Below are 12,851 nucleotides of genomic sequence, written 5' to 3'. Positions count from 1 at the left end.
GAGATAAGCGGCAGATCTAAGGTAAAAAGTGCGCTAGGGATTGTAAAGAACACAGGAAATGATAACCCCCCGGTATAAGACCATCGGTCTATTTCGGGGGGTTTACTATGCTCACCCGGCAAGGTTCTGATGAGACAGGTATTTTCGTAAATGCTCTTCCCATCCCCGGTAACTGGGCATGGCTTCGATGACATGCATATATTCCTTCGCTAAGGAGTATGCGGCATTTCCCTCGCCAAGCGCTTCATAAAGATTGCACAAATCTCGAACCGCAGGGAAGAAGAAAGGAGCGTAATATAAGGTCATTTTTAGGTGTTTCTCAGCCTGCTCGATTTCTTCTTTCTCTAGCAAAATCCGAGCCAATACGTACCTTGCCTGCACGTTCGTGCTTCTAAGGCCTATGCTCGCTTCGAGCGCTTCTATCGCCTCTTCCCGCTCATTGAGACCGTGATGGGCCTTTCCTTTTTGCTCATAAAGTTCGCTTAAGATATGATTGGTAAGCCGGGAATGAACGATACTCTCGATCGGCGATGAGAAGAGGATTCGTTCCCGCTCCACTCGAAAGTCATCATACTTGCGGGGAAAAAAGATGCCCTCAAAACTTTCCAGACCGGCCGTGAGGCAACGTTGCCGGATATCGGAAAAAATATCGAGAACTAGCCGATAATTTTGAAACGTTGCTAGGACCCAAAATAAATTAAAAAGGGGAACAAAGGCGTTCTCATCGATGATGGCCGCCTGTTGCCAATCGGACAGTATTCTTTGAAACTGTCTGTTTTTTGTTTCTGGTTCAAGATTCTTTTCGAGCAGGTTGAGCATTTGAGCGCAGGCCCGCATGTTGAGCCACCAAGCGGTGGAATCATCGGGCCATTGTTGATTATGAAGCGTGATTAGCCGGCCTAAGAGGCTGTGAAATTCACCATAGGTTGCACTAAACACTTGCCTAGCCTGCATCTGGAGTATTTCATCACCCGTCACCGTTACGGTCTTCTTTTGGTATCTCCCAAAGAAGCCCGATTGTTCTAAAATATCGGTGATCCTCTTAAAGTGACAGGTGTAACTATCCCTCGCCGTGATTTTTATCTGCGCCCGCAGAGCCATGGCCTTACGTTTCGTTTCATCCGTAAGGTACCTTTTGATCAGTCCGACGAAATTATCCCGGCGATAAGGTACATATTCTTGAAACGGCTCTAAGTGCTCATCCACCTCGCTGTTTTCCTCTTCCACCATTAGTAGCGCACCTGCCCGAGGTGCCTCGTAGCAACGAAGGTTCATTTCTGACCGTATCGAACGATTAAAAACTATCTTGGAGCGATTTAGAATATCATTGTACTCCTCACCAAAGAGTCCTGAAAGAATCCGAACGTCTATGCCTTCTTTTCGTAAATCGCAGAGCGCTTTGAGCCAGAAGGAGCGGTCATATTGGACTTCGTGATTGATGTTGCCCACCAAGGATACATCTATATCGCGCTCATCCTTCCCGTTGTCAAAATGAACTTGAGGTTCAAAACTGTAGAGCGGGCTGTAGGATACATGGTCAAAACCGAGCGAACGAAAATGACGAGTCCCTTCTTTGTCCATGAAGACATAATCGTACAAGTGTAACGTCTTCACCAGGGTGGAATAACCTAGATTCCAATCACTCACTAAGGCGATAACAGGAGCATTCTGCTCAAATAGCCCTATCGGGTTGGCATAAAATTCGGGAGACCAAACAAAAATCAGTTCCGGATGCCATCCCTGTGGGAGTTTTTGTTCTAACTGTTCCATTGTAAAACAGTCTGAGGACATCTGAATCTGGCCATCTTCTTTCCAACTGACCGTAATGTAACGGTTCTCATCAAAATACTCACCAAAGAAGGCTTTCGCGAACGTATCGGAAAAATGGATACAGAGAACTTTCGTATCGTTGATAGCCTGGTTCACAGAATCCCTCCTTTTTTTTAATTTCTTTTTTGAATAAATAAATAATGGATAGGTTTACTCGAAGTTAACGGGCAAAAAAACACCGGCCTTACATCAAGCCGGCTATAGCTAGCAATTTTTCTACCTTTTCAAGGTCAATCAGCATATCCTCGGAATGAATCTTAAATGGTTCTTCATATTCCGCAGGCTGTGGCCCCTCGCCGATCAGATAGTAGTACTCTAAACCCGCTTGGCAACTCATCGCCCAATAGAGTCCCTGTACATAATAGGGACCGAATAACTCGATGACTTTTGCTCCCGGAGAAGCGAAAACTAAGTTGGTCAATCCCGCACCATGTGGAGCAATAATCGCTTCCGCATGGGCAAATAGCTCCGCTTGCTCTGTCAGTGATAGCTCTTCTAAATAGTATGTTTCAAAGCCCTGTTTTTCGAGCAATTCTCTCAACGCCTCTTCATTCATCACCCTGCGCCAAGCCGACTTCGCCCGGGATATATATAATTTTCGTTTCTTCATCAGTAGACTTTTTTGCGGCAAAAAGGTACTGCGAAGATAATCATGGACCCATCGGGGTATGTATCCCCATATCCCCGGAAGTGAAGGTGCCAGCAAAAGCGGAAATTCAAAATGTTGTAACTGGTTACAATGAAGAATTTTTTCATCGGGAATACCGATGATATCCAATGCTTCTTTGTGATAGGGGTACCATTCATTGACAATATAATAATCTGGACAAATCCCACTACGTCGGATCAACTCAAAACGAGGCAATGCATCGAACATCCAGTGATAAAAGCTGTCGGCGTAGGAAGTCGTAATCACCGCTGCTGTTTTTTCGATTTTCTCCATTTTCGGAAGAGACGATTGCAAAAAAACGGAATGAGTTTGTGGCAAAAATAGAGTTGACTCCACGGATAAGTCATACAGAAGCTGATTATCCGGCGTAATTACAGTTCCATTTGTCCCCCAAACCCGTCCGTTGGGAATGACTGCAACAAAGGCTTCCGGGCTTTGATAAGTGTATTTTTTCCACAATTCCCAATTGATTTGAGCATGACACTTGATTTCTATATTTTTGGATAATACCTCTGCTAATCGAAACTTCCAGTGAGCCTCTTTATCTAGTGTTCCCGGTAGACGGCGAGAGATCGGTTCACTGGAGAAGATTTTTATATATTGGGTTCCCGGGTGTTTTGTCCCTTCCCGTTCGATCCATTCTTTCGCAGTGATATATTCTTTCGGAGGATAGGTCTGGAAAGTAAATTTTCCTGCTCTCTTAATGGTAAAGGCACGCATAACAACCTCCTTAGTTGCAACCTTCAAGTAAGCTACAGCGTTTTATTTGGTTCTTCGAACGACTGCACACCATTCCTGCAAGGTCTTTTTTGACCTTTCCCAAGGTACATATACATGGCCTGTGCAAAAGGCACAGGCAGCTGGCGGTTGACGGAGAAAATCTAAGATTTCTGACCCCGTTTTTGTATGAATATCAATACTAGAGTCGGGTATGGCCAAGTTAAAAGCTTTATTCACTGTTCCTGCGAGACCTACGAAAGCACAATGATATATCTTTCCATTCCTCAAAAATATACATTGTGTTAACCAACAATGTTCAAAGGTACTCTTTATATCTGAATCACCATTTGGATTCAAACTAATAAAAAACTCATTCGCCTCTCTAATGGAAATAGATATGTCGTACTCCTTTGCCTTTACCAGGAGTGCATCCTTTTTTAACCCGGCTATGGGATAAATGGATATATCTAATCCCACTTGATAGGTTTTTAGTGTCTTGTAAAAATCGTCGTCCATTTTGGGCAGCAGAATCCCATTCGTCACCAGAGTAATATAACTATACGGGAAGAATTGGCGCGTTGTTTTGATAAACTCCGACACGTTCGGATGGAGTAAGGGCTCCCCACCTAAAATTCGAATTTGGCCGATATTTTCAAAAATTACGGCCAGTCTACTCATATCCCTTAAGTGTTCATTCAATGAAAGAAAGTTTTCATCTGCAATTGGACAAAAGTGACTACAGGCTTTGCAATCTAAATTACAATGATCGGTTAAATGAAACTCTATATAGGGCAACACGGGAAGTGCTGTATGAATAACGTCAGCCATCAATGTTCCCCCCATCATGATAAACCCATAGAGGTTCTCAGCATCGCGCTTGCGTCTGTCATTTAAACGAGATCCAATCTTTAAGTTGACTTTCCACTTTCTCTACGTCTACAGCGAAGTTGGCTAAATAATTGCCGCTGCTAAAAGCGTTTACTTCGGCGGCATCTTGCTCTCCTTCTCCAATCAGATAGCGGTATTCTAAGGGAATATGTGAACAAAGTCCCCAAAACATAGGGTTGATATATTGGGGTCCCAACAATTCAAGCACCTTTGTTCCAGGAGTACAGAAAACAAGATTTGCCAATCCTGCCCCATGGGGAGCAACGATAACCTCCGCATTTGAGAACAATCGAACTTGTTCATGAATACCGATCTCTTCTAAGTACAATAATTGGAAGTTCTGTTGAAGTAAGAAATCTAACAGTTTGCTTTCATTGATAATCTTTCTTCCCGCCGCTTTGGCCCGGGATATATATAACCTCAGCCTGCCATTTTCTTTCGGTTTTTCACTCGGCAAAAAGGTCCTTCGGAGAAATTCACATACCCACGCTGGGATCCGACCCATGAATCCCGGTAGAGAAGGGATGACCAGTCGCTCTGCACGAATATGGCTCATTTCTGTACATCGAATCATCTTCACTTCTGGAACACCCAATATTTTTAATGTATCTGTCTGGTATGAGTCTGGAAAAAAGCTTACTACGAAGCGATCTACTTCAATATGACTTTTTCGCAGCAATTCATACCGAGGCAGTGTGTCAAATAACCAATGGTAATAATTCCACCATCCTGCAGTAGATAAGACCGCAACGCTTCCTTCAAAATCACAGACTGTTGGCAAGCTTGATTTCGCAAAAGCCGGGTGCCCATCGGCAGGAGTATTAAACCAGTTAGAAACATCAGATAGCAGCATATTATCAGGTGAAGCCACAAATCCGACGGTACCCCAAACCCTACCTTGAGGTATAACGGCCACAAATGCTTCTGGACTTTCTACGGTTTGCTGATCTAAAAAAGCACCATGATTTACGGAACCATCTTTTAGCTTCGGAAGTGGCCGTTGTATCTTATGCTCTGGAAAAACTCTTATATATTGTATTTGATCATGAAGCTCACTGTGTTTGTACACCCATTCTTTTGTGGTCACATGACCGTGAGGAACGGACAACCGATTTATTTGATGTGTAGAATCTTCATTTTCCATCAATTTCACAAACCCCTTACTCATTATGTCTCCGACATCTTCTGTTTCTGCCCTTACAGGTTCATTTTTTTTAATAACCTCTCAAACTTTTGCAGACAAACAGTAAAGTCAGCCTGCGAATTTCCCGTATCGAAGGGGTTAACATCTCTCGGCGGTTCTTCTCCCTCTCCAATTAAATATGCATAATCTAGCTCTATTTGATTACTCAGCGCCCAGAATACGTTATTTATATACTTCGGTCCGAACAGTTCTATCACTTTGGTACCGGGTCGACAAAAAACAAGATTGGTTAAGCCGGCTCCATGCGGAGCTATCACCACATTCGCGTTTGCAAATAGTCTTATTTGCTCAAGTACAGGGAGAGTTTCTAAGTCGACCCTTTCGAAGCCAAGCGAAGATAGCCTATCCTCCAAGGCTTTTTCATTTTCTAACCTCCGAAATGCGGCCTTAGAACGCGAGACGTAAATGCGAAAATCCTTTTTCCCCTGATTCATGGTTACATGAGGTAAAAATACATCTCGTAGATATTGGCATACCCATTTCGGAATTTTAAATAGACTACCAGGGAAAGAGGGCACAAGTAATCTTTCCGCTTGAAATTGAAATTCATCTCGCGCATCAATCATTGCCTCTCTGGATATTCCTAAAATCTCCAGCGTTTCTTTTTGAAAGGCTAAGAAAAAATAGCTGACAATATATTTTTCTGCTTGAAACCCGCTTCGCCGTAGAATCTCATATCTCGGTAATGCATCAAACATCCAATGATAGTAGTTCCACCAGCCCGGCGTTGACAAAACGGCAACGGTTCCTTCGATATATTTCATCGGCGGCAACGGTTTGCCCGAAAAAATAGGATGAGCTTTGGCTGGAGTATTAAACCAATTAGACAAATCAGCAATCAGTTTATTGTCCGGTGTTATGATAAAACCATTTGAACCACAAACTCTCCCTTTTGGAATTACGGTGACAAATATTTCTGGTTGATCGAATTTGGTTTCTCGAAAAGCCCAATGTACATCAGGTTCAATCGTTTTGGGGAGCGACCTACGAATGATGTGGCCCGGTATCACCGGTACATACCTTGGTCTCTCTTGATGAGCAGCACCTTTTTCCACCCATTCCAGCGCGTTAATCGGTATACGAGGAGAGTCCATGTCTGATTTATCCATCGACCTAATCCCCCTAACCGGAAATTATCTATACACTTTCTATAATCCTAATGTATCAATTACGCTTTTGAGGTTATCCATGTTTACAACAAAGTCGTCACGATAATTTTCGGTTGTAAAAGGATCGATATCTCTCGATGCTTGCTCTCCCTCTCCGATTAGATGATGGTACTTATGATCCATAATGTTACTTAAAGCCCAGAACATTGTATTCACGTACGTAGGTCCAAACAATTCAAGGACTGTAACTCCAGGCGAGCTAAAGACAAGATTGGATAAGCCTGCACCGTGAGGAGCGACGATGACTTTGGCTTGCGAAAAAAGACGGGCCTGATCCGCTACGGACATTCCCTCTAGATACACAACGTCAAAACGAAGACGCTGTAAGAACTGTATGATCTCCGGCTCGTTTATCAATCGGCGCCATTGCGCACGTTCACGAGAAATGTATAAAAGACGATGAGGTTCTTCCCCCAGATTTTGCGGTAAGAATTTACTCCGCAAAAAGTCACAAACCCACTTGGTCATATTATCAACAACAGAAGGTAACGACGGCACTACTAGTTTCTCCGCGCAATAATAGGCGTTGTCATCGGGGCTAATTACTTTTTCTTCAGATATGCCAAGCGACTGCAAGCTTTCCCTCTGAAAATCTAATACATTCGTCTTAATGATGTATTTATCTATAACAATCCCGCTGCGTCGTAACAACTCAAAACGGGGCAGGATATCAAACATCCAGTGGTAATAGTTCCACCAACCGGCCGCCGAGACAACGGCAACCGTCCCGTCGATCTTTTGTGGTGGTGGGAATCTCCCTATAGTTAGCAGCGGATGTCGCTCCGGCGGGAAATTAAACATGTTCGAAACATCGATCAATAGTCTCTGATCTGGCGTGATCACAGCCCCAATCGTTCCATAGACCTTTCCCTCAGGAATGGTTGCTACAAAACATTCTGGGCTTGTAAAGGTTTCTCGATCACGAAAAATCCAGTGAACTTCTTCACCTGCTTTTCCCGGCAAGGTTCGCTTGATCTCTTCTGAGGGAACAATTGTGAGAATCTCATTCTCTGGTCGATGTTTAGCAATTTGAATGTCTATCCATGCTTTCGTACTCATAAGTCCGGTAATACCTATCGAATTCTTTGGCGATACCGATAAGAAGTCTGTAAGTCGGGTTGCCCATCCATCATACTCTGGCATCGTCTCTATGACATTTAGATAGTGTAGGGCGAGTTCTCTCGATGCTTCCCATTTTCCCGCGCTTTGATAAGTTTCACAGAGAGTGACGACCCCATCAAAATAAAAGGGATCATATTCTAGTAAAAGCTTCAAGTGTTCTACTGCATCATGGTTCTTTTCTTCTTTTCGTAATACCAAAGCGAGTAGATACCTTGAACGTATATTCGTAGCACGATAGGTGACGCTTATATCAAAAGCCTCAACAGCGCTGCTTAGTTCTCCTAGAGCGATATGGGCTTTACCTTTCAGTTCGTAGAGCTCACTTAAAAAATTGGTTATCAAATAGGACTGTCCCATTATCTCTCGAAAACATCTCACTTCTATGCTGTGTCGTTCCGCAGAACCATCTTCCTCTCTCGGAAGAATAAATCCATCGAAACTATGGTTTCTCCCCAGTGAACAGTACTTACGGATATAGTCAAATTCATCGAGAGCCATACGATAATTCTCAGTGAGTACAAGAGCACTAAACCAGTTAAATAAGGGCAAAAAATAGTAATCATCTATTTTCGCTGCATTTTCCCAGTCCTCTAATGCGCTCTGAAACGATAAAAATCTCTCGGTCTCAGGTACATTTTCATCAGCGGAAGCGAGCATTTTTACACAACCTCTAGCATTCAGCCACCAACTGTCGCTGTCATCGCAGTGCTTTTGGAAAAACTCGTTTAGCATCTTTCCGATTGCTCCGTAAGAGGCGTTGTAAATCTGTAAAGCCTGGCCTCGGATAGATTTACTGGAATCTGTCCTGTCTACTCTCCCTTGTTGCGAGAAAAGTGGATTCTTTGTCAGCAAATTAACAATTAATCGAACAGGCTCTTCATCGTTCTTCTTGCTGTCTGTCTTCCTTTCCCCATCTCTAACCATGTTCTGAAATTCTTCTTCTTCGTCATCGTCTACGGTGTCTCCCGACTTTCTCAATTCGAATGCGCCTTTGAGCTTATGCATAGGGAGAGCAGAAACATGTTGCAAACCGAACTTTTTGAGTACTCGTTTCCCTTGGTTGACAGTAAAGATCCAGTCGTAATCGCCTAGATGCTCAATAAAAGCACTCCCTCCCCTATCCCAATGGCAAATGAATGCGAGAATCGGGATATTCTCGATGAACAATCCTAAAGGGTTAGCGTGATCTTCTGGCTTCCATACGAAGATCATATCTGGCACCCAACCGTCAGGAAATCTATTTTTGATATCATCTATGCTGTAACATTCCTCGTGCAATTGAATGTGAGCTGTTCCTTTCCAACTCACCGTGATGAATTGTTTGTCATTAAAATAGTCACCAAAAAAAGTCCGAGCGAAGGGTATGTCAAAGTGCAAACAGAGACAATTCCGGTCAAAGTTTTGCTTGTCCATAAACCCTCCTGGAAGATTAGTAAAATCATCCCCTCTTGGGGTGATTTTTCTTTATTAGACGCTTTCTTCACATGTTATTCAGGTGAAAGGTGATCGGTTCTTATTTCGTAAATCCGTAACCAATTTACTTCCAAAAAAATAAGTTGATTATGTATTAGCAAGAAAGATAATGTAACGAGGTGATTTGGTTTGAACGTTGCCATCATCGGAACCGGCTATGTCGGTCTTGTGACTGGTGCATCGTTAGCCTTGCTGGGGAACACAGTGAAATGCCATGACATCGATCAAGAAAAAGTCAACCTCTTATTAAAAGGGCGGGTTCCTTTTTTTGAGCCTTATTTAGAGTCCATCGTCCAGGATCAAGTGACGCAGAAGAGACTGATCTTCAGCAGTAATTTATCCACTTGTATAAGCGATGCCGATTTTATCTTTATTACTGTCGGCACACCAACAGACCAGGTAAGCGGCGCCGTTAATCTGGAATACGTATGTAAAGCCGCCACATCTATCGGGAAACTTCTCACCCCTGATAAATCTCCGGTAATTATCAACAAAAGCACGGTCCCCGTCGGCTCCCATAAAATCGTTCAGAAGATGATCGAAGAAGGGGTTTATCAATCCGGTAATGATAACGTCCATTTTGCAGTGGCCAGTAATCCGGAATTTCTGCGCGAGGGAAGCGCTATCATCGACTTTTTTTATCCGGACCGTATCGTCATCGGGAGCGAAAACACAGAAGCGTTAGCACGACTGGAGTTACTCTATCGCCCTCTCTTAGATCAAAGTTTCAATCCCCCTACCACCATCCCCCCTCGTCCGGAAGGTTTTTCTCAAGTCCCACTGATAAAGGTAGATCCCATCAGTTCGGAATTAATCAAATATGCCTCTAACGCTTTTCTAGCGATGAAAATCTCTTTTATTAACGAAATCGCCAATATTTCTGACCGTTTAGGCGGAAATATACACGACATCAGTCGCGGAATCGGTTTAGATCGACGGATAGGGCCTCACTTTTTAAAGTCAGGCTTAGGTTGGGGAGGCAGCTGTTTCGGTAAAGACTTGAAAGGATTAGTTTTCGATGCCAGTGCCTCCGGTTACAACCCGAAAGTATTAACGGCTGTATTGGAGTCGAATTCCCTGCAACGCACAGTGCCTATTCTAAAGCTCCAGTCATACTTGAAGTCCTTGCGCGGCAAGTCTATCGGTGTACTCGGTCTTTCCTTCAAACCGGATACAGATGACTTACGGGATGCTCCCTCTATAGAAATTATTAAAAAGTTGGTCGACCTACATGCCATCGTTAAAGTCTACGATCCCGTCGCTATGAATCATTTTAGGGCGAATTACCCAAGCCTCCCCATAAAATACGCGAATGATGAATATGACTTAGTCAATTCGCTGGACGGCCTCATTTTAGTCACTGAATGGGACCAATTTACTCAACTTGATTGGAAAAAGATCTACGACAAAATGAAGCACAAGGTGGTAGTGGACGGACGCAACGTTTTGGATAAGAACTGTTTGGAGGCGATCGGCTTTGTCTACTATGGAATCGGTTCATAATTCGAAACAGCCGCTGTCACTCGTATCAGGGTGTGCAGGTTTTGTCGGAAGTCATCTCGTCGATCGATTGATTCAAAAAGGTCATAACGTTATCGGCATTGACAATTTATCTACAGGCTCCTGTGAGAACCTCTGTCATGCCCTTGAACAACCGGAACTCTTCCGTTTCATTCAAGGTGATTTGTCGGATACTACTGTGATCCCTGATCAAGCTTACGATTTCATCTGGCATATTGCCTCACCGGCGAGTCCCCCAGATTATCAGCGGTTGAGTATCGATACCATGTTAATCAATAGCTTGGGTACTAAGAACATGTTGGATATGGCGAAAAAAAAAGGATCGCGATTTCTGTTGACCAGCACCTCTGAAGTATATGGCGATCCATCGATGCACCCCCAAAAGGAATCCTATTGGGGAAACGTGAATCCCGTCGGAGAAAGAGCATGCTATGACGAAAGTAAGCGTTTTGCGGAAGCCCTCACGATGGAATATCATCGCAAGTACGCTGTTGAAACTCGCATTGTCCGTATATTTAATACCTACGGACCTCGGATGCGTCCGAATGACGGCCGCGTAATCACTAACTTTATCGTTCAAGCACTGGAGGAAAAACCGCTCACTATCTATGGGGACGGGACCCAAACCCGCAGTTTTCAATACATTGACGACTTGATAGATGGATTATTGTTGGTGATGGAATCGGATTATGCTCACCCGATTAATTTGGGCAACCCCGAGGAGTATTCCATGCTTGAGTTGGCAAGAATCGTCCTTGAATTGACCGGCAGTACGTCACATCTATCTTTTTTACCTCTGCCATCAGATGATCCGAAGCAGCGGAAACCGGATATCACCTTGGCAAAACAATTGCTCTCTTGGGAACCTAAAGTTACTTTACGGCAAGGCTTGATGAACATTCTAACCACTTTTCAAGCCCTTAAAGAAATATAAGAAAAACGAAAGCGTGCATTCACTGTTTAAGCTTTGAATGCACGCTTACCTTTGACATATCCATTTTTTTACCGATTAAATCCAGCATACCGGTGTCTTGGTCCTAATCTTTACTTTAGCGACAAGATTCCCTTCTTTAGGTTCGGGTACGCAAAAGTAACAATGACAGCTTAAGTTACAGAACTGCCGTGAAACGATGCGAGTTTTACCTTCTACAACGGCCGAAAATATGACTACAGCATCAAAACAAACGGTCACTTTCACATTAGCTAAGCAATGATGATTATCGTTCCCGATCATTTCAATATGTTTCACAACGTTTAATGGATGGCAGGCGACGATTACAGCGGATTTGGGAATCCCGAACACCTTAATCCGTTGCTTTGTACAACAACATTTTGATTCTTTAAACACAATTTCTGAAGCGATGATACAGACCGGTGGACCTATGATCTCTTCATACTTGTCTTTTTCACAAACCAGATTTGCTTCAAGTTGGATCGGAATTACTTTTCGTAACAGGACACAGCATTCAAACTCAATTTCTCCGGGTATTGGCGTTTCACAAGGTAACTCGACCAATGTACAGGTTACCTCGTTGGGACCTACCGTCACAGAGGTCGATGCATCTTTTATAGTACAGTCCAGGGAGCATCACCCTTTCATCGTAAACAACGCCCGTTTATTCACTCCCATTATATGTATCGTCTCTTAAATCGCTACATTTTTCAAAACACCGTTTCCAAAATATCTCGTAACCTCACAGGTCGTTGATAGACAGATCAAAAGCCGCCGATCTACATCAGCGGCCCTTCGCGAGAGGACTTCTGGTCTTAATAAATTAGTATTCATTATTACATCGACGACAACAACTGCAGCAACAACAGCACCTATCTTTTGGTAGTAACCGATCATGATGTTCTTTATGATTACAAATCTTAAGGTCCTCATCGTTACAGTAGTCGTCACAGTATTCCCTACTGTAACAGCATGAATAATACTTACTATAAGCTTTCGAATATTCCTCACAGCATCTGTTGATATAGCCAATTAGGTCGTCATAAGAACGGTGGTACCTGTCATGGGTATGTCGACAGTGATGGATCGGTAGATAATGGTGTCGACAAAGATGGTGCGATTCATAGTTGGGATGATGACAATGGTGCGAAGAATCATAAGGACTTGAACAAAAAGAGGCTCTTCTCTTAGGGCTTTTCTTTCTTTTATGACACTCCAAAGGAATACCTCCCTCAATAAATTAATCATTTCTCCGTAATACTCGCTTTTTCACTGTTTTTCGATACAACCTAAAGCTAACCC

Annotated in this window: 8 protein-coding genes; 2 read left to right on the top strand and 6 right to left on the bottom strand. The window is 43.3% G+C overall.

The features are described from left to right. Positions 1–111: 111 nt before the first annotated feature. The 6 genes from GJ688_RS20795 to GJ688_RS15550 form a co-directional block, all read right to left on the bottom strand. Positions 112–1,926: a glycosyltransferase family protein gene (locus tag GJ688_RS20795; RefSeq protein WP_155477474.1), complete on the bottom strand. Its 1,815-nt coding sequence runs from the start codon at positions 1,924–1,926 to the stop codon at positions 112–114. Between the two features lie 88 nt (positions 1,927–2,014). Then, on the bottom strand, positions 2,015–3,220 hold the full coding sequence (locus tag GJ688_RS15570; RefSeq protein ID WP_155477473.1) for a glycosyltransferase family 61 protein: 1,206 nt from the start codon (positions 3,218–3,220) through the stop codon (positions 2,015–2,017). Positions 3,221–3,262: 42 nt separating this feature from the next. Then, entirely contained in the window at positions 3,263–4,048 is a 786-nt protein-coding gene (locus GJ688_RS15565; RefSeq protein ID WP_170292062.1) for a radical SAM protein, read from the bottom strand. Positions 4,049–4,106: 58 nt separating this feature from the next. Further along, positions 4,107–5,252, bottom strand: a complete 1,146-nt coding sequence (locus GJ688_RS15560; protein ID WP_235911033.1) for a glycosyltransferase family 61 protein — start codon at positions 5,250–5,252, stop codon at positions 4,107–4,109. A 53-nt stretch (positions 5,253–5,305) separates the two neighbouring features. After that, a complete protein-coding gene (locus GJ688_RS15555) occupies positions 5,306–6,421 on the bottom strand; it encodes a glycosyltransferase family 61 protein (protein ID WP_155477470.1) in 1,116 nt (371 codons plus the stop codon). Between the two features lie 39 nt (positions 6,422–6,460). After that, the gene (locus tag GJ688_RS15550) at positions 6,461–9,016 is read right to left on the bottom strand and encodes a glycosyltransferase family 61 protein (protein WP_155477469.1); all 2,556 of its coding nucleotides are present in this window, start codon (positions 9,014–9,016) and stop codon (positions 6,461–6,463) included. Positions 9,017–9,205: 189 nt separating this feature from the next. Between GJ688_RS15550 and GJ688_RS15545 the strand changes: the two genes are divergently transcribed. Both GJ688_RS15545 and GJ688_RS15540 read left to right on the top strand, forming a co-directional pair. Beyond that, positions 9,206–10,579 (top strand): UDP-glucose dehydrogenase family protein, encoded by a 1,374-nt coding sequence (locus GJ688_RS15545; protein ID WP_155477468.1) that lies wholly within the window; start codon positions 9,206–9,208, stop codon positions 10,577–10,579. After that, a complete protein-coding gene (locus GJ688_RS15540) occupies positions 10,563–11,531 on the top strand; it encodes a UDP-glucuronic acid decarboxylase family protein (protein WP_155477506.1) in 969 nt (322 codons plus the stop codon). The genes GJ688_RS15545 and GJ688_RS15540 overlap by 17 nt, the downstream gene beginning before the upstream one ends. The last annotated feature ends 1,320 nt before the right edge of the window (positions 11,532–12,851 follow it).

Origin of the sequence: Heliobacterium mobile, assembly GCF_009720735.1 — a bacterium.
Taxonomy (GTDB): domain Bacteria; phylum Bacillota; class Desulfitobacteriia; order Heliobacteriales; family Heliobacteriaceae; genus Heliobacterium; species Heliobacterium mobile.
The sequence above is the reverse complement of the archived record's forward strand: the minus strand, read 5'-3'. Positions and strand labels throughout refer to the sequence as shown.